The sequence below is a fragment of the Marinobacter sp. HL-58 genome (assembly GCF_001314605.1).
Classification (GTDB): Bacteria; Pseudomonadota; Gammaproteobacteria; order Pseudomonadales; family Oleiphilaceae; genus Marinobacter.
In genome coordinates, this window is sequence record NZ_LIHP01000012.1 from 253,792 (window position 1) to 278,996 (window position 25,205).

19 protein-coding genes and 1 tRNA gene are annotated in these 25,205 nt (G+C 58.8%); 11 read left to right on the top strand and 9 right to left on the bottom strand.

The window, feature by feature from the left end; all coding sequences use genetic code 11:
- The first annotated feature begins 209 nt into the window (after positions 1–209).
- Both rne and HLUCCO03_RS11680 read left to right on the top strand, forming a co-directional pair.
- Positions 210–3,464 carry a ribonuclease E gene (gene rne, locus HLUCCO03_RS11675; protein WP_027832457.1) on the top strand — a complete coding sequence of 1,085 codons (3,255 nt, stop codon included), beginning with the start codon at positions 210–212 and terminating at the stop codon, positions 3,462–3,464.
- Between the two features lie 3 nt (positions 3,465–3,467).
- Entirely contained in the window at positions 3,468–4,007 is a 540-nt protein-coding gene (locus HLUCCO03_RS11680) for a YecA family protein (RefSeq protein ID WP_027832458.1), read from the top strand.
- Here HLUCCO03_RS11680 and HLUCCO03_RS11685 read toward each other — a convergent pair.
- Positions 4,004–4,882 carry a PHP domain-containing protein gene (locus HLUCCO03_RS11685; protein WP_027832459.1) on the bottom strand — a complete coding sequence of 293 codons (879 nt, stop codon included), beginning with the start codon at positions 4,880–4,882 and terminating at the stop codon, positions 4,004–4,006. The two genes, HLUCCO03_RS11680 and HLUCCO03_RS11685, sit on opposite strands and share 4 nt — an antisense overlap.
- An 84-nt stretch (positions 4,883–4,966) precedes the next feature.
- Between HLUCCO03_RS11685 and HLUCCO03_RS11690 the strand changes: the two genes are divergently transcribed.
- From HLUCCO03_RS11690 to HLUCCO03_RS11700, 3 genes are all read left to right on the top strand, one after another.
- Positions 4,967–5,266: a YciI family protein gene (locus tag HLUCCO03_RS11690; protein WP_027832460.1), complete on the top strand. Its 300-nt coding sequence runs from the start codon at positions 4,967–4,969 to the stop codon at positions 5,264–5,266.
- A gap of 118 nt (positions 5,267–5,384) precedes the next feature.
- Positions 5,385–6,056, top strand: coding sequence for a TIGR04211 family SH3 domain-containing protein (locus tag HLUCCO03_RS11695; protein ID WP_027832461.1), 672 nt, complete (start codon positions 5,385–5,387; stop codon positions 6,054–6,056).
- A gap of 85 nt (positions 6,057–6,141) precedes the next feature.
- On the top strand, positions 6,142–6,432 hold the full coding sequence (locus HLUCCO03_RS11700; RefSeq protein ID WP_027832462.1) for a PilZ domain-containing protein: 291 nt from the start codon (positions 6,142–6,144) through the stop codon (positions 6,430–6,432).
- A gap of 60 nt (positions 6,433–6,492) precedes the next feature.
- On the opposite strand, the gene rraA is transcribed toward HLUCCO03_RS11700, so the two are convergent.
- Together rraA and ppsA are read right to left on the bottom strand one after the other, a co-directional pair.
- Positions 6,493–6,975, bottom strand: a complete 483-nt coding sequence (gene rraA / locus HLUCCO03_RS11705) for a ribonuclease E activity regulator RraA (protein ID WP_051603891.1) — start codon at positions 6,973–6,975, stop codon at positions 6,493–6,495.
- A 27-nt stretch (positions 6,976–7,002) separates the two neighbouring features.
- Positions 7,003–9,375, bottom strand: a complete 2,373-nt coding sequence (gene ppsA, locus HLUCCO03_RS11710; RefSeq protein WP_027832464.1) for a phosphoenolpyruvate synthase — start codon at positions 9,373–9,375, stop codon at positions 7,003–7,005.
- Positions 9,376–9,560: 185 nt separating this feature from the next.
- Between ppsA and HLUCCO03_RS11715 the strand changes: the two genes are divergently transcribed.
- Positions 9,561–10,376: a pyruvate, water dikinase regulatory protein gene (locus HLUCCO03_RS11715; RefSeq protein WP_027832465.1), complete on the top strand. Its 816-nt coding sequence runs from the start codon at positions 9,561–9,563 to the stop codon at positions 10,374–10,376.
- Between the two features lie 62 nt (positions 10,377–10,438).
- Here HLUCCO03_RS11715 and HLUCCO03_RS11720 read toward each other — a convergent pair whose 3' ends face one another.
- Positions 10,439–13,363: an insulinase family protein gene (locus HLUCCO03_RS11720; protein WP_027832466.1), complete on the bottom strand. Its 2,925-nt coding sequence runs from the start codon at positions 13,361–13,363 to the stop codon at positions 10,439–10,441.
- Between the two features lie 98 nt (positions 13,364–13,461).
- Here HLUCCO03_RS11720 and HLUCCO03_RS11725 point away from each other — a divergent pair, with 98 nt between their 5' ends.
- The 3 genes from HLUCCO03_RS11725 to HLUCCO03_RS11735 all read left to right on the top strand — a co-directional run bounded on the left by HLUCCO03_RS11725 (position 13,462) and on the right by HLUCCO03_RS11735 (position 16,627).
- Positions 13,462–13,983, top strand: coding sequence for a hypothetical protein (locus HLUCCO03_RS11725; RefSeq protein ID WP_027832467.1), 522 nt, complete (start codon positions 13,462–13,464; stop codon positions 13,981–13,983).
- 111 nt (positions 13,984–14,094) lie between these two features.
- Entirely contained in the window at positions 14,095–15,486 is a 1,392-nt protein-coding gene (locus tag HLUCCO03_RS11730; RefSeq protein WP_027832468.1) for a PEGA domain-containing protein, read from the top strand.
- 49 nt (positions 15,487–15,535) lie between these two features.
- Positions 15,536–16,627, top strand: coding sequence for a response regulator (locus HLUCCO03_RS11735; protein ID WP_027832469.1), 1,092 nt, complete (start codon positions 15,536–15,538; stop codon positions 16,625–16,627).
- On the opposite strand, the gene HLUCCO03_RS11740 is transcribed toward HLUCCO03_RS11735, so the two are convergent.
- Positions 16,610–17,221 (bottom strand): NTP transferase domain-containing protein, encoded by a 612-nt coding sequence (locus tag HLUCCO03_RS11740; protein ID WP_081813628.1) that lies wholly within the window; start codon positions 17,219–17,221, stop codon positions 16,610–16,612. The two genes, HLUCCO03_RS11735 and HLUCCO03_RS11740, sit on opposite strands and share 18 nt — an antisense overlap.
- 110 nt (positions 17,222–17,331) lie before the next feature.
- Between HLUCCO03_RS11740 and HLUCCO03_RS11745 the strand changes: the two genes are divergently transcribed.
- Complete coding sequence (locus tag HLUCCO03_RS11745) at positions 17,332–18,183, top strand: 6-carboxytetrahydropterin synthase (RefSeq protein ID WP_027832471.1); 852 nt, start codon at positions 17,332–17,334, stop codon at positions 18,181–18,183.
- 46 nt (positions 18,184–18,229) lie between these two features.
- Here HLUCCO03_RS11745 and HLUCCO03_RS11750 read toward each other — a convergent pair whose 3' ends face one another.
- The 3 genes from HLUCCO03_RS11750 to HLUCCO03_RS11760 form a co-directional block, all read right to left on the bottom strand.
- Positions 18,230–19,612 carry a sodium-dependent transporter gene (locus tag HLUCCO03_RS11750; RefSeq protein ID WP_027832472.1) on the bottom strand — a complete coding sequence of 461 codons (1,383 nt, stop codon included), beginning with the start codon at positions 19,610–19,612 and terminating at the stop codon, positions 18,230–18,232.
- Between the two features lie 66 nt (positions 19,613–19,678).
- Positions 19,679–20,863, bottom strand: coding sequence for an amino acid aminotransferase (locus tag HLUCCO03_RS11755; RefSeq protein ID WP_027832473.1), 1,185 nt, complete (start codon positions 20,861–20,863; stop codon positions 19,679–19,681).
- Complete coding sequence (locus HLUCCO03_RS11760) at positions 20,856–24,374, bottom strand: indolepyruvate ferredoxin oxidoreductase family protein (RefSeq protein WP_036197579.1); 3,519 nt, start codon at positions 24,372–24,374, stop codon at positions 20,856–20,858. Before HLUCCO03_RS11760 ends, HLUCCO03_RS11755 begins: the two co-directional genes overlap by 8 nt.
- A 157-nt stretch (positions 24,375–24,531) precedes the next feature.
- Here HLUCCO03_RS11760 and HLUCCO03_RS11765 point away from each other — a divergent pair, with 157 nt between their 5' ends.
- Positions 24,532–25,011 carry an Lrp/AsnC family transcriptional regulator gene (locus HLUCCO03_RS11765; protein ID WP_027832475.1) on the top strand — a complete coding sequence of 160 codons (480 nt, stop codon included), beginning with the start codon at positions 24,532–24,534 and terminating at the stop codon, positions 25,009–25,011.
- 104 nt (positions 25,012–25,115) lie between these two features.
- Here the strand turns inward: HLUCCO03_RS11765 and HLUCCO03_RS11770 are convergent.
- Positions 25,116–25,191: transfer RNA gene (locus HLUCCO03_RS11770), tRNA-Glu, on the bottom strand.
- Positions 25,192–25,205: the final 14 nt, after the last annotated feature.

Consider the following 25,205-nt stretch of genomic DNA (forward strand, 5'->3'; position numbering starts at 1 on the left):
TTAACCCTACACGACACCTCCCTGCCTTCGGGCAGACGAACTGTCGGCGGTGGCCTCGGAACCCCGGGAAGACTTCCCGCAGGGATCTGATTCGTCTGGCCGTCGGCTTGCTCCTGAAACAAGGGGCCCACGGCACGCAAGTTCTGCTTCGCTGATGCCATTCCCCCGGGTTTTCTGTCCAAACCAAACGACAGGAACCATTTCTTTCCATGAAAAGAATGCTGATCAATGCAACTCACCCAGAAGAGTTGCGCGTAGCCCTGGTTGACGGCCAGCGTCTGTTCGACCTGGACATCGAATCCAGCTCCCGCGAGCAGAAAAAAGCCAACATCTACAAGGGACGTATCACTCGTGTAGAGCCAAGTCTGGAAGCCGCCTTCGTGGATTTCGGCGCCGACCGGCACGGCTTTCTTCCTCTCAAGGAAATCTCCAAGGAGTATTTCAAGAAATCCCCCGGCCAGATCGAAGGCAAGATCAACATCAAGGATGTGGTCTCCGAAGGTCAGGAAGTCATTATTCAGGTGGACAAGGAAGAGCGTGGCAACAAGGGCGCCGCCCTGACCACTTTCATTTCCCTTGCCGGCCGCTACCTGGTACTGATGCCTAACAACCCCCGCGCCGGGGGCATCTCCAGGCGCATCGAGGGCGACGAGCGGGCACAACTCAAAGAAGCCATGAATGACGTCCAGGTGCCAAAATCCATGGGCATTATTGTGCGCACCGCCGGTATCGGCCGCACTACCGAAGAGCTGCAGTGGGATCTGGATTACCTGGTCCAGTTCTGGGAAGCCATTACCCAGGCTGCCGGCGAGCGCAAGGCACCCTTCCTGATCCACCAGGAAAGCAACGTGATCATCCGAGCCGTGCGCGACTATCTTCGCCAGGACATCGGCGAGGTACTCATTGATGCCAGCACGGTTTACGAGGACGTCCTGAATTTCGTCCGCGCCGTCATGCCCTCGTTCGAGAACAAGATCAAGCTGTACAGCGATGAAATCCCTCTGTTCAGCCGCTACCAGATCGAAGGCCAGATCGAGACGGCTTTCCAGCGGGAAGTGAAACTGCCTTCCGGTGGTTCCATTGTTATTGATCCGACCGAAGCCCTGGTGTCCATTGATATCAACTCCTCACGGGCCACCAAAGGCCATGACATTGAGGAAACGGCGCTTCAGACCAACCTTGAGGCGGCGGAAGAGATTGCCCGCCAGCTGCGCCTGCGCGACATGGGCGGCCTGATTGTCATCGACTTCATCGACATGACCCCGGCAAAACACCAGCGGGAAGTCGAACAGAAAATGCGCGAAGCGCTGGAAATCGATCGCGCCCGGGTCCAGGTGGGCAAGATTTCCCGCTTTGGCCTGCTGGAAATGTCCCGCCAGCGTCTGCGTCCGTCACTCGGTGAAACCCGCAGTGAGGTCTGCCCGCGCTGTGAGGGTCAGGGCACCATTCGTGGCATCGAATCCCTGGCTCTGAGCATCATGCGCCTGATCTACGAGGAGTCTTCCAAGGAGAAGACCGGCCAGGTCCGCGCTGTGGTTCCCGTGGCCGTTGCCACCTTCCTGCTGAACGAAAAGCGCAAGCAGCTGGCTGATATCGAAGCCCGTCAGGAAGTGGAAGTTGTGGTGGTTCCGGCGCCCCACATGGAAACCCCGCACTTTGAAATCCTGCGTATGCGTGATGATGAAGCTGGCGTGGAGCACGTATCCAGCTACCAGGTGGCGCAGGAATACAGCGAGCGCGAAGAAGAAATATTCGAAGCCCCGGCCGCCCAGCCGCCGGTGCGCGAACAGGCAGCGGTGAAAGCCATTCGCCCCGCCGCCCCGGCGCCTGCGCCGGCCCAGGCACAGGTTCAGAACAAGGCAGCGGAACCGGCATCCGCAGACCAGGGCGAAGGCCTGTTCCGCAAGCTCGGCCGCAAGATTGCCGATTTCTTCAGTGGTGAGGAAGTTATCGGTGAGCCACCGGTAAAGCGGGAACAGCCCAGCCGCTCCGATCGTGATGAGCGCCGCACCCAGGGTCGGCAGGATCGCCGCAAATCCCGGGTAGCCCGGGACGACAATCGCCCTGGCAACCGCAGCGGCGCAGACCGGCGTCAGGCCGGGGGCAACCGTGGTGACAGCAGCCGCACTGACGATAACCGTGGCCGTAATCGTGGCGCCAACCGCAATCGCGGCGAAGACCAGGCACGTCCGGGTCAGGCCCAGCAGGGCAGTGGCGACAAGACCGCGGATGGCCGCAAGGACAGCAATCGCAAGGACGGCCAGCCCCAGGGCCGTGGCCAGGGCCGCAACAAGCCCCAGGGCCGCGACCAGAAGGACACCCGGGAACAGAAAGGTACCGGAGAGGTAAAAGACAAGCAGGAGCAGCAGGACAGCACCCAGAAAGCGCCTGCCGCCGACAGGCCCGGCTCCGACGAGAAGCGCCGCAAGCCGCGGCGCAATCGCAATCGCGATGGCTCCCCTGCGGAAACTCCGGCCTCCACACCGGCAGATCGGAAGATTGCTCGCAGTGAGAAGCATCAGAAAGATACCCAGCCGGAGGACTCAACGGAAAACAAACCCGTGGTACTGCCTGCCGGAAAACCGGATGTGGCTGCAGCCAATGCACCAGAGAGCAAGCCTGCAGACAAGCCTGAAGAGAAGGCGACCGAAAAGCCTGTAGAGGCCCGGGACGAAAATGCAGCTGCAACTTCACCTGCTGCTGCAGACACCACCCCGGAGCAGCCCCGGCCCGCAGCGCCTGTAGAGGTGGCCAAAGCCGAGCAGGCGGAATCCGTTGCTGAATCCCCGGTTGCTGAAAAACCCGTCGATGAAAACAAAGCGCCGGAAACTGAAACGGATACCAGCCAGGCCGGATCTGCCGACACCAAAGACAGCGGTGCCGATGCAAAGGGCGAGGAAAAACCAAAGCGCCCTGCCCGTCCGCGCCGGTCCTCCGGCAGAAAGCCTGCAGCAAAGAAGGCTGAAACCGCCACTGACACCGCGCCAGAAGCTGCTGCCAGGTCATCATCCGGGGAAGCAAAGCCAACTCCGGTTGCAACTGCCGGAGAGGCAGAGCCTGAAGCAACAGAGAAGCCGGAACAGAACGCCGAAAGCAAGCCCGAAACCCCGGCGGACAATGCCCCTGCGAAGGAGGCCGCAAGTCCCGCACCTGAAAAGGCAGAACAGCCCGTAGCGCCGGCAGCAAAGGCAGAATCAGAGCCAAAAGCAACAGACGACACCAGCAAACAACCGGACGTTAAACCGGAGGCTGTTGAAACGCCGGTTGCGAAAGAAGCGGAAGCTGAACAGCCCGGACAGGAAGACAAGCCCGCCGAAAAAGCCCAAGAAGCGGCAGCGGAGCCTGAAAAGCAAACCGACCAGGTGGATGTACCGGTAACACCGGGCCGAGCCTACAATGATCCGAGGGAAGTCCGTAAACGTCAGCGGGCAGCCGAAGAGGCCAAAAAGGCCGGGAGTGACTGACGAATGCTATCAGATTCGGACATCGAAGCGCTGGAAGACATCTTGTTCGCGGAACCTTGGGGTGACGACGCCCTGGATTTCTTCGGTTTGCACGGGGTAGTCTGCGCCAGCGTGGTAGGCCCGGTATCATTAAGCACTGAGGATATATTCAGACTGGCCACGGGCGCCGACCAGGCGCCGGATGGCCGGATTCCGGATACCTTCCGCAGTGCCGTGGAACGGCTTTCCAGGGATATGGCCCATGCTCTCGACATGGGGCAGCCCCTGGAATTGCCGGAGCCGGAAGACGGTGACCCGATGAATGCGCTCGAGAACTGGTGTGCAGGCTTTGTGGACACCTTCCTCGAAAACGAGGATGCCTGGTTGGAAGCGGGAGAGGAAGAAACCGCCGACCTGCTGGTACCGATGCTGACACTGTCGGGCCTGTTCGAAGACGAGGACTTCCAGAATGTCCGCAACAGCCCGAAACTGTCCCGGGATATGTCCGATGCGATTCCCGATTCGCTGACCGACCTGTATCTGTTGTTCCACGCTCCGGATTAAACCGGAGCAGTAACACCGACCGGTTTTCTGAAATGATGCCAGACAGGCTCCAGCCCGTCTGGCATTTTCATTATGGAACCCAATTCGCACCAGGGCGCTCCGGGAAAGTGAAAGTCACTGCCCTGGGAGGCCAGCAGGTTTTCCCGACGGCACAGCTCGGCCAGAAAGCCGAGGTCACCGCTGGACTGGCCGGATGTGGACACTTCAATGGCCCGGCCCCCGGCCTGGCGGAAATCGCTGGTCAGTGAACGCAATCGGGTGGCCGTGAGCTTGTATTTGCGCGGGTGTGCCAGTACTGCGATTCCGCCCGCGTCGGTAATCCACTTCACAACCTCCTCCAGGGACGGCCAGAAGCCCTTGACGTCTCCGGCCTTGCCTGTACCCAGGTAACGCTTGAACGCCTGAGCGGAGTCCTTGACCACGCCCTCATCAACCAGCACCCGGGCAAAATGGGGCCGCCCTGGCACATCCCCGCCGGCCTTGATGGTGGCCTTTTCCACCATATCTTCAATTTTCAACTTGCCCAGCTTTTCGGCAATTGTCCGTGCCCTTCGCCAGCGGTTATCATTCTGCCGCACCAGAGCAGCGTTCAGACCCGGGTTGGCGGTATCAAAATCAAGCCCGACAATGTGTATGGTGTGGCTGCGCCAGACGCAGGACAACTCGGTACCCGCCACCAGTGAAATACCAACGGCCGCCGCTGCCGTTTCCGCGTCGCCCAGCCCAGCTATCGTGTCATGATCCGTCAACGCGAGGTGGGTTACGCCTTTCTCCCGCGCCCGTTGAACCAACTCTTCAGGAGGCAGGGCACCGTCCGAGGCGGTACTGTGGCAGTGCAGATCAATGCAGAATTCAGCTTCTTGCGTTATAGTCACATCGTTTCCGATTTCAGAGATAGTAGGCAGCGCCAGTGTATCAGCCCGGCACTGCCCCGTGTCAGCAAATATCCGGAGAATGCCATGTATTACGCCATAATCAGCGAAGACGTTGAAGACAGCCTGCCGTTGAGGGCTTCCGCCCGCGCTGCTCATCTTGACCGGCTCAACCAGTTGAAGGGCGAAGGCCGGTTACTCGTTGCCGGCCCCCATCCCGCGATCGATACCCCGGAACCCGGCGATGCCGGATTTACCGGTAGTCTGGTCATCGCCGAGTTCGATTCCCTGGAATCCGCACAGGCATGGGCGGACGCTGACCCCTACGTGGACGCCGGCGTGTACCAGCGGGTCACCGTCAAACCCTTCAAGGTCGTACTCCCATGACCTGGCTCCTGGCGCCGGCATCCGCTTCCATGAGTGTTTTGTAATGAACGCTGTCTTGTATGGCCCGGTATCTGTGACAAAATTGCGCCTCAAATCGCTGCATCAGGGAACAAAACCAGTGACGCCTTTACGTCTGATTTTCTGCTTTCTTGCACTGATGGTTGCTGCAGCCTCAGCCCATGCAAAGACCGTCTATGTCGACGATTCACTCTATGCCCCGATTCGCAGTGGCGAGGGGACACAGTACCGCATTCTTCATTCCGGAGTTCGCAGTGGCACGGCCCTGGAGCTCCTGGAAACGTCCGATTCCGGCTACAGCCGGGTACGGACCCCTGAGGGCATCGAAGGCTGGATCAATTCCCGCTACGTCACCGAAACGCCTGTCGCCAGGCAAAGACTTGAACAGGCCAACAAGCAGCTGGAACAAACCCGCAATGAACTTGGTGAACTCAGGGAACAGCTTGAAGAGGTCACCAGCGAGCGCGACGAGCTGAGAAACTCCGAAGAAGCCCTGCAATCCCGCGCCGGAAAGCTCAGCGAAGAACTCAGCAACATCAAGGAAGTAGCGTCCGATTCCATTAACCTGGACCGCCGCAACAGTGAACTGAGCGAGGAGAACCAGAAGCTTCGCAATGAGCTGGAGGTACTGACCGCCGAGAAGGAACGGCTTGAAGGGAAAAAAGAGTCGGACTTCATGTTGCTGGGCGCGGCCCTGGTATTGCTGGGTGTCATTCTTGCCCTGGTGGTTCCACTGCTGAAGCCTGCCCGGAAAACGGACAACTGGGCCTGATACCCCGCGTATTCTTTGACGCTACCACCCATTGCGATTATAAAGAACAAAACAACCGTGGTGAGGTGTCGGGATGTCGGAGTTCATGAAAGACTACTCAGAGAAACGCGATTTTCATCGCATGCAGATGAATTCGGAAATCGAGCTCACGGATGGAGACGGTGTCGCTTTTCCGGGTATCTGCAAGGACCTCAGTGGCGCCGGCATGCAACTTTTCGTGGAGAGAGCGTTTTCGGAAGGGGACGAAATCCATACCCTGCTGCCATCCACCAACGACCAGTTTCCTCCCTTCGAAACGCTTTGTCGTGTACTGCGGTGTGAACCCGAAGGTGATGGGTATCTGCTGGGCGTGGAGATTGTTCAGGTCAAACGCTGATCAGGATGATCAGACGGATAAAACCGGCAGCCGCAGGCGACTGCCGGGCAACTGGTCGTATCAGTCAGTCTTGAGCGGCTTCCCGGATACCACGATGCCGTTGTTGTCGGCATAGACGTAGTGGCCGGGGTGGAAGGTCACGCCACCAAACGTCACAGGCACATTCAGATCACCCACGCCCCGCTTTTCGGTTTTACGCGGATGTGTACCCAGTGCCTGAACACCCAGCGAAGTCCGGGCGATCACGTCCACATCCCGGATGCAGCCGTAAATGATCAACCCCGCCCATCCGTTATCCGCCGCTTTCTCCGCCAGCATATCACCGAGCAGCGCAGCACGTTTGGAACCGCCGCCATCAACCACCATGACCCGGCCGTTACCCGGAAGAGCAACCTGCTCTTTGACGACCGAGTTATCTTCAAAGCACTTGACCGTCACAATCTCGCCGCCGAACGCATCCACGGCGCCGAAATTCCGGAATCCCGGCTCTACCACAAGTACTTCCGGGTGATCATCACACAGATCTGGGGTTACAATCGGCACGCGTGCGCCCTCCTTTTTCTCGATTGGTCAGTCAATTTTCTCGTCAGCAAGGAAGAACCAGGTATCCAGGACCGAATCCGGGTTAAGAGAGACAGAATCAATGCCCTGATCCATCAGCCACTTCGCCAGATCCGGATGGTCGGACGGGCCCTGACCACAGATACCAATGTACTTGTTGGCCTTCTTGCAGGCCTGAATGGCACTGGCCAGCAGCGCTTTGACCGCGTCGTTCCGCTCATCAAACAGGTGCGCGATGATACCGGAATCCCGGTCCAGGCCCAGGGTTAGCTGGGTCAGATCGTTTGAGCCGATGGAGAAGCCATCAAAATGCTCAAGGAACTGCTCCGCCAGGATGGCATTGGCGGGCAACTCGCACATCATGATCACCCGGAGCCCGTTCTCACCGCGCTTCAGTCCGTTCTCAGCCAGCAGATTCACAACCTGCTCGGCCTCACCCACGGTCCGCACGAAGGGCACCATGACTTCCACATTGGTGAGCCCCATCTCGTTACGGACTTTTTTCAGGGCTCGACACTCAAGTTCGAAACAGTCGCGGAATGTCTCGGAGATATAGCGGGAGGCACCGCGGAAGCCCAGCATCGGGTTCTCTTCGTCCGGCTCGTAAAGGGTACCGCCGATCAGGTTGGCGTATTCGTTGGATTTGAAGTCCGACAGGCGGACAATCACCTTCTTGGGCGCGAAGGCTGCTGCCAGGGTGGAGATACCTTCCACCAGTTTATCAACGTAGAAATCCACCGGAGAGCTGTACCCGGAGATCCGCTTCTCCACGGTCTGACGAATATCCCGCGGCAGGCCGTCAAAGTTCAGCAACGCCTTGGGATGCACACCGATCATGCGGTTGATGATAAATTCCAGGCGGGCCAGGCCAACACCCTCATTGGGCAGCGCCTGGAAGTCAAAGGCCCGGTCCGGGTTGCCCACGTTCATCATGATCTTGAAGGGGATATTGGGCATGGAGTCGACGGTATTCTCTTTCAGCTCGAAGTCCAGGCTGCCCTCATAGATAAGGCCAGTGTCGCCCTCGGCACAGGAAACCGTCACTTCCTGGCCATCTTTCAGTACCTCTGTCGCATCACCGCAACCCACGACGGCAGGAATACCCAGCTCACGGGCAATGATGGCCGCATGACAGGTTCGCCCACCCCGGTCGGTCACGATGGCGGAGGCCCGCTTCATCACCGGCTCCCAGTCCGGATCGGTCATGTCGGTGACCAGCACATCACCCGCCTGAACCCGGTCCATTTCCTTGATGCTGGTGATGATCTTGACCGGACCACTGCCGATCTTGTGGCCGATACTGCGACCTTCCACCAATACGGTACCGGTTTCATTCAGCAGGTAGCGCTCCATGACATTGGCGGAAGCACGGCTTTTCACAGTTTCCGGGCGGGCCTGAACAATATAGATGCGGCCATCGTCGCCATCCTTTGCCCACTCGATATCCATCGGGCGCTGGTAATGTTTTTCAATGATCATGGCCTGTTTGGCCAGTTCTTCCACTTCCGCGTCGGTAATACAGAAACGGTTGCGGTCGTCCTGCTCCACTTTCACAGTTTCCACGAACTGCTCTGCCGAGGGATCGGTGTGGTAAACCATCTTGATGGCCTTGCTACCCAGATTGCGGCGCAGAACCGCAGGCCTTCCGGCTTCAAGGGTGGGTTTGTGAACGTAGAACTCGTCCGGGTTGACCGCCCCCTGAACCACTGTCTCGCCGAGACCATAGGAACCGGTGATAAACACCACATCCCGGAAGCCGGACTCGGTATCCAGTGTGAACATGACACCGCTGGCCGCTGTTTCACTGCGAACCATCTTCTGGATACCGGCAGAGAGAGCCACCTGCTTGTGATCAAAGCCATGGTGAACACGGTAGGAAATGGCGCGGTCGTTAAACAGTGAGGCGAAGACTTCCTTCACCGAGGTGCGAACCTGCTCGAGCCCAACCACGTTCAGGAATGTCTCCTGCTGGCCTGCAAACGAGGCATCCGGCAGATCTTCGGCTGTGGCGGATGAACGCACAGCCACCGCCATCCTGTCATTGCCCCCCTGCAGTTTTGCATAGGCGTCTGCCAGAGGCTTTTCCAAGGCTTCCGGGAACGGGGTATCGAGAATCCACTGACGAATCTCCGAGCCGACCCGCGCCAGTTCGTTGACGTCGTTGATATCCAGGGCGTCGAGAGCGTTATCGATTTTTGCCCGCAGGCCGTCTTTGGCGAGGAACTCACGATAGGCATGGGCCGTCGTGGCAAAACCGCCGGGCACGGTAACACCTGCATTGGCGAGATTACTGATCATTTCACCGAGGGAGGCGTTCTTTCCCCCGACCCGGTCAACGTCTGACATTCCCAGGTGGTCAAACCAGATAATGTAATCTTCCAAAGCGTGTCTCCCTTGATTCGTTGTGGCAAAGAGCGATACCGGAGCGGTGGAGGTGGCCCTCACGCAACCCTGACCCTGCAATTGCTGCATTCTCCACTGCGGGCTCTCGAACTTGGCGTGTATGATACTGTAACCTGTGGGAATTACCTAGGGAACCCGCCAAATACGGAGCCGGACTACACACCATGAAACGAACTGCTTTCTTTATATCCGATGGTACTGGCCTGACCGCCGAGGCCCTGGGGCACAGCCTGCTGGCACAGTTCGAGAAAATAGATTTCGAGCGCATTACCGTGCCATACATTGACGACGCTGACAAAGCCAGGGAAATGGTCAAACGCATCAACAAGGCAGCCGAGACGGACGGGGCTCGCCCCCTGGTTTTCGACACCATTGTCGACAGTGACATACGGGATGTCATTGCCGGGGCGAGCGGCTTCATGGTGGATATCTTCGGAACCTTCCTGAACCCGCTGGAACAGGAACTGCAGTCTTCGTCCTCCTACACCGTCGGCAAATCCCACTCCATCAATAACGAGGGCAGCTACGAGCGACGCATAAAGGCGGTCAATTTCGCATTGGACAACGACGACGGTGCACGTACCCGGCATTACGATGAGGCGGACCTGATACTGGTCGGTGCCTCCCGCAGCGGCAAAACCCCCACCTGCCTGTACCTGGCGCTTCAGTACGGGGTGAAAGCAGCGAATTACCCCATTACCGAGGAGGACCTGGAAGACCAGAAAATGCCGGCGGCCCTGCGCGGTCACAAGGAAAAGATCTTCGGGCTGACCATTGAACCCGAGCGGCTTGCCACTATTCGCAACGAACGCCGACCCAATTCCCGGTACTCGTCGCTTAAACAGTGCATGCACGAAATAGAAGAGATTGAGCTGATGTATCGCCGCGAGCGAATTCCCTACCTCAACACCACGGCTTACTCGGTGGAAGAAATATCAACCCGCATCATGGTGTCCACAGGGCTCAAACGGAACCGCTAGTCCGCGCGTAAAAAGGCCGGCGTCCTGTTACGGGGCGCCGGCCTGTTGCCTCAACGGGAAATCTACAGCTCCTGGATATCCAGACCCAGCTCCTTCACCGCATCCCGGTTCTCGAAGCTGGTGACCACTGCCACACTGGCGTTTTCCGGTTTCAGCCACTCCCGGGCAACGCGTTTCATGTCATCCAGCGTCACCGCCAGAACCCGTTCCCGGAACCGGGCACGCTGCTCCGGAGAACGCCCGAACAAACGGTTGTGAAAGGCATGGCGCGCGGCACCCGCAGGGGAGCGCGGGCGATCCAGCTGACCGATCACACCCAGGATGGACTCTTCAAGTTCCTGGGGATCGTGCTGCTCTTCCTGCAACCATTCCAGGGCCTTGTCGAAATCTCCCAGGGTTTCACCCAGCCGGGGATCCCGATAGGAGAAGAACCGGAAGGACCCATTAACGCTGTCCTGGCCGGCACCGCCACCATAGGCGCCCCCCTTCTCGCGGATAGCCCTGTGCAGGTACCCGTTACGCAGGAAACCTCCCAGTACTGTCAGCGGCGCCGCATCGGGATGATCAACAGCAACGGTGCTGTAGGCCTTGGCGCAAAAGTTTACCTGGGTTGATGTGAGCCAGGCTTCCCGGGTCTGGTAGCTGACCGGTTCCGGCTTCCAGGATTCGCCACCACCGGGGTTCGATTCACCCCACACGGTTTTCAGTTCTCCGAGCATGGAATCCAGCTGCTCGTCTTCACCGATCAACAGGAACTCACGGGACTGGCGCCGGATTCGTTCGTGCAGTGCAGCCAGGCGCTCACACAGCTTCTCCAGCTCCGCCGGCTCCTCCAGGGACTTGTCCAGAGCCTTGCCACCGCGAATGGCTTCCAGGCCTCCCAGCCGGAACGACAGCCATGCCCCGGGGCTGAGGCCCTGGGACGCAGCACCCATCGCCAGGGCGTGCCCACTACCGGTCACCCCCTGTTCGCGGCGGGCGCGAATCTGGGCCACCAGTTCGCGAACCCGCTCTTTTTCATCAAAGCGGGCGCCGTCGAACACATCCTTGAGCAGGCGGGTCAATGCTTCGCGGTTTCTTGCCAGCGCCTTACCATTGAACACAATATAACCGGACAGGTCCTGTACATCATCGATCCGCCCCTTGGCCGAAAACGAGGCGCTGATCCCGCCGGATTCGGCGGAAATCCGGTCCTGCATCTGCAGGTAGTCCAGATCACCACAGCCCACCTCGGGAATCAGCGTGGTGTAATAAGGCAGCAGGAGCAGTTCATCTTCAGTCAGGTTCGGCACCGGCACGATCACCTGCTCATACACCAGGCCATTGGTCCCCCGAGCGTAGATAGTCGCCGACATATCGCCGGCAAACCGCGCTTCCGGTTCAGGCAGTTGCAGCGGCACATCCGAGAGGTCCACCTTGGGGAGGATGGAATCGTCATCCTTGCGGGTCTGGCGCTCTTCAAGTGCTCTGGCGCGGTCAATAATCTGGCGAACCTCGTCATCGGTCAGCGAGGCCTTACGGCGGGCCAGCGCCTCACGGATCGCCGCCTGGCGACGGCTTTCCAGCTTGTCGTCAGGGCGCAGTGTCAGTGTCACCCGGTGTGGATTCTCCAGCAGTTTGCGCCGAATCAGGCCGGGCACGTACCCGGGGTCCCGGATTTTCTCACGCATCTTTTCCAGTACAGGCTCCAGGTCCAGGAGCTCCACCGGATCGCCCCCGTGAACCATCGGCGAAATGGCCGTCATAATCAGCTGCAGGCCGTAGGGGAAACTGTCACCTGCGATCTCACGCTGATGCAGTTCCAGCTGGTGCAGGATGGCTTCCAGCCGATCCTCGCTGACGCCCTCTTCCACCACTTTTGCCAGGGTCTGCTCGATCAACTGCTCCAGCTCGCCCTGCCGGTCCGGTTCACTGCCCTCGATGCCACACACGAAGGTCATCTCACGATTGGAATCCTCAAGGCCACACATGGGGGATGGGGAATGACCGAGTTCCGTGGTTTCCAGCGCCCGCATCAATGGCGAGGCGCTGTTTTCCAGCAACACGCTGGCCAGCAACTGGCCTTCCAGGTTTTCCTGCAGGTCAAAGCTGTGCCCCAGCAACCAGCCCATCACAATATGGGTCTTGTGGCCGGTTTCCTCGCCTTCGCTGACGGCGTAACTCTGGTCAACGCGCACCGGGGAGAACATCCGCTTCTCGTCCCGGACCGGCAACTCCACATCCAGCCGATCAAACCGCTTCAGGGCAAGTTCCTCGAACCGCTCATGGTGTTCATAAGCAGGAATGTCGCCGTAGGTGGCAAAAATCGCGTTGCTGGGATGGTAATGATGGCGGTAGAAACGCAACAGGTCGTCGTAGCTCAGGTCGACAATATGATCGGGCTCACCCCCACTGTTGTAGTGATAGGTGGTGGTCGGGAACAGGTGACTGGACAGGTTCTGCCATAACTGTGACGTGGGCGCGCTCATGGCACCTTTCATTTCGTTGTAGACCACGCCCCGGTAAACCAGGTCCGTCGAGGGATCGTCCGGCTTGTCAAACTCCAGGCGATGGCCCTCCTGGGCGAAATCCAGTGGATCAAGCGAGGAGAAAAACACCGAGTCCAGGTACACCGTCAGCAGATTGTCGAAATCCTTGCGGTTCATACTGGCAAACGGGTATGCCGTCCAGTCGCTGCTGGTAAACGCGTTCATGAAGGTATTCAGGGAGCGACGAATCATCATGAAGAACGGATCCCGCACGGGAAATCGCTCACTACCACAAAGCGCCGTATGCTCCAGTATATGGGCCACGCCGGTGGAATCCATGGGGAAGGTCCGCAAGGCCACAAAAAACACATTCTCGTCGTTGTCCGCCGCCAGATGCAGGTGGCGGGCACCGGTCTTACGGTGACAATACTCTTCAACCGTTACATTCAGCGTGCTGATCCGGTGACTGCGAAGCTTCTCGAACGCCGGATGGACTGTGTTTTCGATCACTGCCGCCATTAAAACTATCCTGTCTTTAACCAAATGGGGATTGTAGGGTAACACGTACTTTCTATTATCATGCACTAACCCGAAGCCACAAGGCAGTAGCCGATCCCATGACCACTGAAACTCAGGGTAACCAGTCTCCGGAAAGTCCGGAGAGCGCACCAGGCGCCGGCGAGAAGGCGACCGGCAAGCGCCACCACGTCCATGCCCCGGAAGTGGCCGCGTACTGGGCTGAACGTCGCCGTTACCTGGAACGTATACGCCGGGTTCCCGAAATCAGGCAGCGGTACTGGCGCGCTATCGGCATATACCTGTTGCGCCGGCTGCTGTGGTCCTTCGGATTCTTTCCGGTTTTCCTCGCCTTCTGGATACCGTTTGTGCTTTCAAGCTTCAATCCTGTGGTCCTGGCCTCGGATCTGATCCCTTTACTCGAGAGTTTTGTCGGTGCCAACCCGGAAGTTCAGGCCAATACCATAAGTACGCTGGTGATCGCATGGGGATCTGTCGGGTTTTTCTTTCTGGTATTCGATTTCGTGCTGACACCGTTCAAATCGCCCTACCAGTATGAGGCCGATGTCTACATGCGCGCCTGGGAACAGCTCAACCATGACCAGCTTCCGGACAAAGTGTGATTTGTCCTGCATTCTCGTTAAGTTCCGTGACTTTGTGTTACATATGATTGCCCCGACTGGGTAATATAAGCCTGTGTAGTCACACAAGCACTCGGAATTGAGAGGTTGCCCATGGTCGATTTCAGACCACTGCTGTTCGTCAACGCACTGGCCCTGATGCTTCTGGTAACAGCCGGCTTTGCGTCTGTACGCAATGAGCTCTCCATGGGTACGGACTCAGTGGCCAGTGAGCCGGACACCGAAGAAACCGTTGTTGCGGCCACGTCAGAGCCCCCCGAAGCCGAAGCTGAAGCTCCCTCCGGCGATCTTTACCAGGACGAGCAAACCGCGGAATCTGTTGAAACCGCTCCCCCTGTAATGCCACTGGAAGACAGCGCTATTGCCGCATCCGGCAAGCCATCGGTTGATGAAGAGCCCCCATCTCCGGGTAGCAACTCCATCACTGCCGAACCTTTCTTTATTCCCGAGTTACCGGAAGATCCGGAGATGCTGGCGGTCGCAGAGCCATCCTCGGCAATGCAGGAATCCCGAAAGGACGTGTCCCCGGATCAATCCGAACAGCCTCGCCCGACAACCGGCACGCTGGTACTGCGGTCAAATGTTAATGATGACGAAGTCACCATTAACGGCAAGGATTATGGTGCCACCCGACTGGATCTGGAACTGGAACCCGGCCAATACGAAGTCGTTATCCGCAAGGCAGGCTACAAGCCCTGGCAGCAAACCGTGGCCCTGGAAGCCGGCAATGAAAAGACACTGGTGGGCAAGCTGCAAGCCTACACCCATGTGGACTACCGCAACGGCACCTGGGTTGGCGGCGTCAGAACCGGCGATGGCACCTATGAGAACGCGGACGGCCTTCGTTATGAAGGGCATTTTGTCGACGGTGAGTTTGATGGCGAAGGTACCGCCTGGTACCCGGATGGAAGCCGCTACGAAGGCGACTGGCGCGAGGGCCGACGGCACGGTGAAGGCACCTGGCGGGATGCAGACGATACCCGGTATACCGGTCAGTTCCGAGACGACCAGTTCAATGGCCAGGGCACACTTTCAATGGCCAATGGCGACATACTCACGGGACAGTGGTCCGAGGGCGAACTGAATGGACACGGCTCCCTCACCACGTCCGATGGCATGCTTTATGTTGGCGGATTCCGTAACGACGAGTTTCATGGCGAAGGCACCCTCACCTACCCGGACGGCCGCCATTACGAAGGGGAATTCTCCAATGGCGAGTTTCATGGGCAAGGCAAGGAAGTGTTTGCCGACGGCAAGAAGTACGAAGGCGAATACATTGAAGGTTCGTTTCACGGCAAGGGGCTGCTGCGCAACCCCAATGGCAGTTCGATCGAAGCAACCTTCCGGTATGGCGAACCCTACGGACAGGTACGCCTGACAACGGCGGCCGGGGAGGTATTCACTGCCCGGACCAAGGAACCCGGTGTTTGTTATCGGGACAAGAGCTATCGGGCAACACAGTGCCCGAATCTGGAAGGCTGGTAACTATCAGCCCGGTAATGAACACACATGCAGTAAAGGTTGAGGTTGTGACATGGCGATCAAGAATGCACTCCTGGTGGACGACTCGAAAGTGGCACGGTTTGCCCTGAGCAAACTTCTGGAAGGCCGGGATATGGAAGTCAACATGGCCGGCTCGGCAGAGGAAGCACTGGACTTCCTCAACTCCAACAAACGCCCCGATGTCATTTTCATGGATCATTTGATGCCTGGCATGAACGGCGTGGAAGCCACCAAAGCCATCAAGGGAAACCCGGAAACCGCGGCGATCCCAATCATCATGTGCACCTCCAAGAAATCGCAGTCGTTCATGGAGGAGGCCCGCAATTTCGGGGTTTACAACATCCTTACCAAGCCTCCACAAACGGATGGCCTCAGCCTGGTTCTGGAACAACTCGACAGTGATGTGACCGAGGGTACCCTGCCCGAGCCACCGGAACCGGCTGCGACTGCCCGCGCGCCGGAGGAAGACGCTCTGGACATCCCCGCCGATGCATCCCTGGAAATGTCGCCAAAAGCCGATGGTGCCCCCCAGGCCACCGACGGACCACAGGTTGTTCCGCTGACCAGTGATCTGATCGAACAGATCGCCCGTTCGGCGGTAAAAACCCACATCAACAATCGCCTGCACGAACTTCTCAGCTCACTGTTCGATGAACAGTTTGACCACCTCAAGCGGGCGCTGGATGAATCCGGCAAGAAACAGGAAACCGCAATCGAGGAACGCCTGAACGCGGTGACTGCGATGATCGAAGAGCGCACCCGTAATCTTCGTGATGACGTAGCGGCGGAGGTCAACCTGAACCTGGCCCGGGAACTGGCCGACCTTCGCAAGGAATTGTCCCGCACTACCGGTTTCACCGGTGACCACATGGCAGAGCTGAAAGACCACATCACCAGCGTGCAGACCATTGATACCGAGTTCTGGCAGACACTGCAGTCCGAAGCCATTCAGCAGGCGCACGAGATTTCCCGGGAAACCGCCGAGGATATCGCCCAGCGTACCATTGACCTGTTTGTTGCCCAGCAGCGCTCAGCCACCTCCCGAATCTACACCATGGGCCTGGCTGCAAGTCTGGGCATTTTCGCAGTGGGCATTGCCTGGCTGTCAGGATTGTTCGGCTAGCTGGCGCCTGATACGGCGCCAGTCTTCGGGTGTATCCACATCCGAGCCGGCGCCGGCCATGACAATCCTGCCAGCAGCATTGGCCGCCAGTACAGAGGCCGCCCCCCTGTCCCCCTCAAGCTTCATTACCTGTGGCCACAAACGCCTGGGGATATAGGCAGGCGCACCCGGTTTACCGTGCAGGTCTGCGGCAGTGGGTTGCAACGGATTGCTCCAGGCAGCATCCGCCAGCGCGGTCAGCGAATCCCGATGAATCAGGGGCTGGTCCAGCAGTACGACAAACACCCCCCTCGCAGAGGCTCCCAGGCTCGCAAAACCGGTCTTCAGCGAGGCCGACAGCCCCTCACGCCAGCCCCGGGCATAGATCCAGGCTGATGGCTGTACACGGCAGCGATAACGAACCAGTGGATACCAGCCTCCTGCCACAACAGTCACCGGGCCACCAAGGTGCCTTGCCTGACCAATCGCGTGATCAAGCAGCGTGCCCGAATGCAGGGGCAACAAGGCCTTGGCCCTGCCCATCCGGCGGGAGGCACCTGCGGCCAATACCAGCACGGGAAAGCCATCATGGATGCCTGTACCGGTTGTCTTCATGCCCACCTGCTCCAATGTTTTCGCCCTGCCCGGGATGCAAAGCTGCTAGCGTTGGCGGATTTTTGCTAGAATTCGCCCATCAATCAACCTCATCTTGCCGGGCTCCTCCGATGAATCACCTTTTCGTAGACAATCTCACGGTTATCGACTTCGCCTACCTGGACGCTACCCGCGGGCTGGTTGGCGAAAGCTGGATCGTGGACGTGGTTCTTGGCGGTGAACTGGACGATCAGGGCATGGTGTTTGATTTCAGTAACGTCAAACGCACCATCAAGCGGGTCATCGACGAACGTGTGGATCACCGGCTGGTGATTCCCCGAGGCTATCAAGGGCTCGAATGGAACGAAGATGAGCCTGACCGCTTCACCTGGCAGTTGAAAGACGGCACGCATATTTTCCATCAGTCACCGGACGAAGCGGTGGTCTGGCTGTCCTGCGAGAGGGTTGTACCGTCCGCGGTTGCCGCCCTTCTTGAGCAGGAACTGCGGACAGTACTGCCGGCGAATGTGACGGACGTGGAGATTTCGCTGCGGGAGGATGTCATCGAAGGCGCTTACTACCACTATGTTCATGGCCTGAAGAAACACCTGGGCAACTGCCAGCGCATTGCCCACGGGCATCGCTCCCCCATCCGAATTGACCGCAATGGGCACCGGGATCGGGACCTGGAGAATCGCTGGGCGAAGCTCTGGCAGGATATCTACGTGGGGTCCGAGGAGGACGTGACCCAGCGCTGGGTGGCCGGGGATGGCACAGCCTATGTCACCTTCGAGTATGAGGCGAACCAGGGGGAGTTTGCGCTGACGATACCGGAAAGCCGGGTTTATATGCTGGACTCGGATACCACGGTGGAGCTGATTGCGGCGCACATTGCAGAGCGACTGAAATCCGAGTTTCCGGGTGACACGCTTCGGGTCAAGGCCTACGAGGGCGTTGGCAAAGGGGCGATTGCTTCGCGCTGAGCCTGCCCGGTACGTCGGCCCCCGTCCGTGGAGGCCAGGCGGGACACTAGATCAGGTTGTAGAGGAATACCACGGCGATGCCGGCAGGCGCCAGGTACCGAAGCACGAACATAAAGGCCTTGAACGCCCCGCCCTCCAGACCAATATCACCCGGCAGGCCTTCCCGCTTCATGGCCCAACCTGCAAACAGGGCAATGGCAAGTCCGCCCAGAGGCATCATCAGGTTGGAGACCAGGAAGTCCAGCAGGTCGAACACGGTCTTGCCTTCAAAGAAGGCGATGAAGCCCAATGGGTGCAGATCTTCCCACACGTTGAACGACAACACCGTGCCGATACCGATGAACCAGATTGCCAGCCCGCCACCCAGGGCACTTTTGGCCCGGCCGACGCCCTTGTGCTCTTCCAGCCACTCCACCACCGGTTCCAGCATTGAAATGGCGGAGGTAATGGCTGCTACCAGCAGCAGGGCGAAGAAAATGGTGCCGAAAAGCGCACCGCCGCTCATCTGACCGAAAGCCAGCGGCAGGGTCACGAAGATCAGGCCCGGACCTGTCCCGGCTTCGAGACCGTTGGCAAACACCAGCGGGAAGATGGCAAGCCCGGCGAGCAATGCAACACTGGTATCAAGAACGGCAATGGTCATTGCTGTTCTGGCGATGTTGACGTTTTTCGGCAGGTAGGACCCATAGGCCATAAGCACGCCAATGCCGATGCTGAGAGTGAAAGCCGCATGGCCCAGGGCTGTCAGCACCCCACCTGTGCTCAGCTTGCTGAAATCCGGCGAGAACATGAAGCTCACAGCCCGACCAAAGCTGCCGCTGTTCATGGCATAGAACACCATGGCAATCAGCAGGACAAACAGCAATGGCATCAGGGTATTCACCGCTCTTTCAAGGCCGGAACGGATTCCCCGGCCAACAATAAACACAACAATCGCCATGAACACCGAGTGCCAGAGCAACAGCTCCCACGGGTTCGCCAGCAGCCCTCCGAACTGGCCACCGATGGCTTCTGCGTCCGCGCCGGTAAACAGACCGGCAGCGGCCTTACCGATATAGACCAGGGCCCAGCCACCGATAACCGCGTAGAACGATAGCACCAGGAATGAGGCGATAACACCGTTCCAGCCGATCGCTCTCCATCCCCTGGCAGTGCCCTCGGTTCTGGTCAAGGTACGCATGGTCGCCACGGGGCTCTGGCCACCCCGACGGCCGATCATGGTTTCGGCGATCAATACTGGTACCCCAATAAGGAAAATACAGGCGAGATAGATAAGCACGAAAGCGCCGCCGCCGTTTTCCCCGGTGATGTAGGGAAACTTCCAGATGTTTCCGAGGCCGACAGCCGAGCCGGCAGCGGCGAGGATGAAAGCCATCCGTGAAGACCAGAGGTTATTGGCCTGCTGGTGTGGTTGGGTGTTCTGACTCATAGTGGTCTCCGGCTAGTTGTTTTTGTCGGATTGAGTGTCTGATCTGCTGAAATTGAAGCTGGCTGCCTACCTGAGGACGTCGCGCAAGGCATCTGCCACCGCTGGCAGGACCCGGTCATTCAGCCCTGCCACGTTGACCCGGCTGCTCCCGAGCATGTATATGCCATACTCCTCTCTTAACCGGTTCACCTGCGCCGGGCTGATCCCCATAAAAGAGAACATGCCACGCTGCCGTGCAATAAAGTCGAAATCACCCACCGGCGCAAGTGCCTCGGCAAAAGCATGGCGCAGGTGCAGGATCCGCTCGCACATTCCTGTCAGCTCGTCCTGCCACCGGGCCCGCAACCCGTCATCTCCGAGCACCGTCTCCACGATGGCGGCACCGTGGGCCGGCGGCATGGAATAATGGGAGCGGATGATGCTCAGCAGCTGGCTGGTGGCCGCCGAGTTGATGGTGGCCGTACCTGAGACAAGAACAAGTGCTCCCGTGCGCTCCCGATACAGACCAAAGTTCTTGGAACAGGACGCGGCAATCAGCATTTCCGGCACCTCACCCGCAAGGTGTCTCAGGCCCGCCGCATCAGGTTCCAGCCCCTCGCCCAGCCCCTGGTAGGCCATATCCACGAAAGGCAGCAGCCCCTTGCGCTGGATCAGGCTGGCAACGTCCTTCCATTGTGGCAGGCTCAGGTCCGCGCCCGAGGGGTTATGACAGCAGCCATGGAGCAGCACCACATCACCCGCTTCCGCCCTCTCGAGGGTTTCCAGCATGGCATCGAAGTCTACCTGCAACGTTTGCGGATTCAGGTACGGATATTCGCGGATGGTCAGGCCGGCGCCTCCCAGCAGGGGAAGGTGATTGGCCCAGGTCGGGGTACTCACCCACACCGTGGTGTCCGGCTTGCAGAGGCGCAGAAACTCGGCTCCCATGCGCAGGGCGCCACAGCCACCCGGAGTCTGGACGACGGCGGTCCGACCGCTCTGGATCAACGGGCTGTTGACTCCCAGGATCAGCTCCGCCATTGCGCTATTGAAACCAGCGGAACCCGCCGGCCCCACGTAACTCTTGGTGATTTCACCCTCAAGCAGACGCCGTTCGGCTTCATGCACGGCGGCCATGATGGGCGTATTACCCGCGTCATCCTTGTAAACGCCTATCCCCAGATCCACCTTGTCCGGTCGGGAGTCTTCCCGGAACGCCTGCATCAGCTGCAGGATCGGGTCCGGTGGCAGAGACTTCAGGACTTCAAACATGGTCCACCTCCCTGTCGGCCGGCTGAGTGCGGATGAGGGTCGGGCGACCAGTGTCCAGCGCCTTTGTCAGTTGGGCCTGTTTCTCCCGGATTCCTTCTGCCGCCTGCTCACGCACCGGCCCGAAGCCGCGCACATCCGCTGGAAGTTCCGCCAGTTGCAGGAAGGTCTCATAGTTGCTCGCGTCCAGTTCCCGGCCTATGCGGGCCACCAGGTTCTGATAGTCTTTCAGCATGGCGCGATCCAGCTTCCGGTCTGCGGAGTAGCTGAACGGATCCACCGGGGTTCCCCGCAGGGCGCGGAATTTCGCCAGCAGCCTGAAGGCACCCAGCATCCAGGGGCCGAAGCGGCGTTTTTTGGGACGCCCCTGGGCATCGGTTTTGCCGTTGAGTAGCGGGGGAGCCAGGTGAAAATGGACCTTGAAGTCGCCCTCGAACGTGTCATTCACTTCTTTCATGAAATCGGTTTCCGTGAAGAGGCGGGCCACTTCGTACTCGTCCTTGTAGGCCATGAACCGATAAAGCTGCTGCGCCACGGCCCGGGTCAACAGCAGGTTGTTGTGCCCCAGTGCTTCCTCAACCTTGCGGACTCCAGCAACACTGTTCAGGTACTGATCGGCCCAACGCTGGCTCTGATAGCTGACAAGGTGCCGGTGACGGGTCTGGAGGAGTTGATCCAGGGTTGGCTCGGATTTTACCTCCACAGCTTTTGCCTGGCCGGTATCCAGCAGGACCGTTACGGCGTTCAGATCAACCGCGGCCAGGCGCCCCCAACCGAAGGCCTCCTTGTTGCGATCAACGGCCACACCATTGAGCTCGATGGCTTTCATCAGGGCTTCCCGGGACAGCGGCAGCAGCCCTTTTTGCCAGGCAAAGCCAAGAATCATGACGTTGGAGAAAACCGTATCACCCATCAGTTTCTCTGCAATACCATTGGCATCAAGCTGATCGTAATGGTCCTCGCCCACCGCATCCCGGAGCAGGCCCAGCCGTTTTTCCGCCTGCATATCGGCATCACGGTAGAGCACGTAGTCAGCAGTGGGCAGTTCCGCTTCGTTGGCAACAATGCGGGTATGGTTTGGTCTGAGCACACTCAGAGCCTTCTGGGATGACGCCACCACCAGATCACAGGCGATAACCGCGTCGGCCTGACCATTGCTGATCCGCACCTGGTGCAGCTTTTCGGGCGATGGCGCCATACGCACGTAGCTCAGAACGGTGCCGCCCTTCTGGGCGAAGCCCATGAAATCCAGTACCGACGCGCCCCGCGACTCCAGGTGCGCAGCCATGGTGATCAGTTGGCCCACGGTGACCACACCTGTACCGCCAACACCACCAACGAGCAGGTCATAGGATCCGGTCATCCGGGGCAGTTCCGGCGCCGGCACACTGGCCAGCTTGCGGGTCAGCACGGAGCCGGTGTCCATGCCCCGGGATTTACGCAACCGCCCGCCTTCAATCGTGACAAAGCTGGGACAGAAGCCATTGACGCACGAAAAGTCCTTGTTGCACGAAGACTGATCGATCTTGCGCTTTCGGCCCAGTTCGGTTTTGCGGGGCACCACTGAAAGACAGTTGGACTGCACCGAGCAGTCGCCACAGCCTTCGCACACGTGGTGATTGATGAAGGCGCGCCTGGCCGGGTCCGGGAACTGATTACGCTTGCGCCGCCGGCGTTTTTCGGCGGCACAGGTCTGGTCGTAGATCAGCACGGTGCAGCCGGCGATATCCCGCAGTTCCCGCTGAACCGTATCCAGCTCGGAGCGGTCGTGAAAGGTGACGTCTTTTGGAAACTGATCCTCATGGCCATTGTACTTTTCCGGCTCATCACTGAGCACCACAACCCGGCGGACGCCTTCGGATGCGACCTGCTGGGCAATCATGGGGACGGTTATCTGGCCATCCACCGGCTGCCCTCCGGTCATGGCGACCGCGTCGTTGAACAGGATCTTGTAAGTGATGTTGATCCCGGCTGCCACTGCCTGGCGGATGGCCATGGATCCGGAGTGAAAATAGGTACCCTCGCCCAGGTTCTGGAAAACATGGGGGTTGCCGGTATAACGACTCTTGCCAATCCAGTTGACCCCTTCCCCGCCCATCTGGATCAGAGATTCCGTGTTCCTACCCATCCAGGAAGCCATGAAGTGGCAACCAATGCCGGCGAGAGCCTTGCTGCCCTCAGGCACCCTGGTGGATGTATTGTGAGGACAGCCAGAGCAGAAATACGGTAGCCGCTTGACGCCCCCGGGATCCTGGGCGGTGGACATGGCACTGATCTCTGCCATGCGGGCACTGAAATCCACAGAGAAGAAACGTCCAAGCCTGGCTGCGAGATAGCCGGCAACCAGCTTTGGGCTCAGCTCGCCAACATAGGGAATCAGCGGGCGCCCCAATTCATCCTGTTTTCCGGTAATCAGCACCTCTCCCGGGCGATCTGGCTCGGACATGTATTCCTTGATCTGACTCTCAATAATGCCGCGCTTCTCTTCAATGACCAGAACTTCCTCTTTTCCATGAACGAAGTTGAGGATACCGCGGCGCTCCAGCGGCCAGACCATGCCGATTTTGTAGATATCCAGCCCCATATCCCGGGCCCTGTCTTCATCAATGCCCAGCAGATCCAGGGCCTCGAGAAGGTCCAGATGGCCCTTGCCGGTGGTCACAATACCAAAACGGGCTTCCGGGTTGCGATACAGGCAACGGTCAATGGGATTCGCCCGGGCGAAGGCCTGAACCGCGGCCAGCTTGTGTTCGATTCTGGTTTCCAGTTGGGGCCCGGGCAAGTCGGGCCAGCGGTAGTGGAGACCGCTTTCGGGCGCGGTGAAATCATCCGGCGTCACGAATTCCGGCAGCGGGGGCAATTCCACTGAAGCCGCGCTTTCAACCGTCTCGGAAATCGCCTTGAACCCCACCCAGCAGCCGCTGTATCGGGACAGGGCGTAGCCCCAGAGACCGAACTCCAGATACTCGGCAAGGTTGGCCGGGTTGATGGTGGGCATGAAGAAGCTCATGAAAGCTACATCGGACTGGTGAGGCATGGAGGAGGACACGCAACCATGATCATCTCCGGCAACCACCAGAACACCCCCGTGGGGGGATGAACCATAGGTGGTGCCGTGCTTGAGGGCATCACCGGCGCGGTCAACCCCGGGACCCTTGCCATACCAGAGCCCGAAAACACCATCCACCTGCCGGTCATCATCGGTCTCCACCTGCTGGGTGCCCAACATGATGGTGGCAGCAAGGTCCTCGCTTATGGCCGGCACGAAGTCGATACGGTTGTCATCAAGCAGGGTTTTGGCCTGCCAGAGGGCCTGGTCGTATGCCCCCAGGGGAGACCCCCGGTAACCGCTGACCATTCCTGCGGTATTCAGCCCCTGTTTGCGATCCAGGGCTGCCTGCATCAGAGGTATTCGCACCAGAGCCTGGGTTCCCGTCAGGAAAACCCGACCGGACTCCCGCAAGTAACGATCTTCCAGTTTGTAATTGTCGAGTTGGGGGGTATCGGCGGACATGGCGCCCTCCTTGTTGTCGATTTTATGACCAGAATTCTAGAGGGAAGTCCGCAAAAGGTGCTTGCTTATTGGAGTGAGGTTTCAGTCATTTGCGAAAGGATGTTTGATAAAAGACAATAACAAGAAAGAACCTTTGACAAAAATCAGGTGTTACCAAATGAAACAGGTTGAACTGGACAAGCTGGACAGGCGGATCCTGTCGGTGCTGCAGCAGGACGGGCGTATCAGTAACCAGCTACTGGCAGACCAGGTAGGGTTGTCACCGGCGGCCTGCTGGCGACGGGTAAGGGCTCTCGAGGAAAGTCGCATCATTCGGGGATACAGCGCAAGAGTGGATCCGGAAAGCATCGGTCAGGGGCTGTGCGTGCTGGTCAATCTTTCACTGCAGCGGCATACCATAGACAGCACCGAAGAGATTGAACAGCAGGTAAGCAGTTACCCGGAGGTGCTCCAGTGTTTTGCGGTTACCGGTAATGCAGATTTCGTACTGAGGGTGATCGTGCCGGATATGGCCAGCTATGACCGATTCCTGAACGAAAAGATCTTTACCTTGCAGGGCATTGCGCAGGTGAACTCCAACTTTGCCTTGCGAGAAATAAAGAACACCGAAACCATCCCGGTGGAAGGCACGACTTGAGGGGCCACTGCAAGCCCCAGCGGTATCAGTGGGTATCATCAAAAAAACCGCCCGAAGGCGGTTTTTTTGATGGCCGGCCGGTGGACTAAACCGACAAGCCGTATTGGCGTCCCCTAGGGGGTTCGAACCCCTGTTGCCGCCGTGAAAGGGCGGAGTCCTAGGCCACTAGACGAAGGGGACTAGAAATTGGTGGA

Excerpts from the sequence above, each read along its gene's own strand:
- HLUCCO03_RS11700 (WP_027832462.1), top strand. The coding sequence starts at position 6,142 with ATGAAAGACTACTCAGAGAAACGCGATTTTCATCGCATGCAGATGAAT.
- rne (WP_027832457.1), top strand. The coding sequence starts at position 210 with ATGAAAAGAATGCTGATCAATGCAACTCACCCAGAAGAGTTGCGCGTA.
- HLUCCO03_RS11715 (WP_027832465.1), top strand. The coding sequence starts at position 9,561 with ATGAAACGAACTGCTTTCTTTATATCCGATGGTACTGGCCTGACCGCC.
- HLUCCO03_RS11755 (WP_027832473.1), bottom strand. The coding sequence starts at position 20,863 with ATGTTTGAAGTCCTGAAGTCTCTGCCACCGGACCCGATCCTGCAGCTG.
- HLUCCO03_RS11750 (WP_027832472.1), bottom strand. The coding sequence starts at position 19,612 with ATGAGTCAGAACACCCAACCACACCAGCAGGCCAATAACCTCTGGTCT.
- HLUCCO03_RS11680 (WP_027832458.1), top strand. The coding sequence starts at position 3,468 with ATGCTATCAGATTCGGACATCGAAGCGCTGGAAGACATCTTGTTCGCG.
- HLUCCO03_RS11720 (WP_027832466.1), bottom strand. The coding sequence starts at position 13,363 with ATGGCGGCAGTGATCGAAAACACAGTCCATCCGGCGTTCGAGAAGCTT.
- HLUCCO03_RS11745 (WP_027832471.1), top strand. The coding sequence starts at position 17,332 with ATGAATCACCTTTTCGTAGACAATCTCACGGTTATCGACTTCGCCTAC.
- HLUCCO03_RS11735 (WP_027832469.1), top strand. The coding sequence starts at position 15,536 with ATGGCGATCAAGAATGCACTCCTGGTGGACGACTCGAAAGTGGCACGG.
- HLUCCO03_RS11690 (WP_027832460.1), top strand. The coding sequence starts at position 4,967 with ATGTATTACGCCATAATCAGCGAAGACGTTGAAGACAGCCTGCCGTTG.
- HLUCCO03_RS11730 (WP_027832468.1), top strand. The coding sequence starts at position 14,095 with ATGGTCGATTTCAGACCACTGCTGTTCGTCAACGCACTGGCCCTGATG.
- HLUCCO03_RS11740 (WP_081813628.1), bottom strand. The coding sequence starts at position 17,221 with ATGAAGACAACCGGTACAGGCATCCATGATGGCTTTCCCGTGCTGGTA.
- HLUCCO03_RS11765 (WP_027832475.1), top strand. The coding sequence starts at position 24,532 with ATGAAACAGGTTGAACTGGACAAGCTGGACAGGCGGATCCTGTCGGTG.
- HLUCCO03_RS11760 (WP_036197579.1), bottom strand. The coding sequence starts at position 24,374 with ATGTCCGCCGATACCCCCCAACTCGACAATTACAAACTGGAAGATCGT.
- HLUCCO03_RS11725 (WP_027832467.1), top strand. The coding sequence starts at position 13,462 with ATGACCACTGAAACTCAGGGTAACCAGTCTCCGGAAAGTCCGGAGAGC.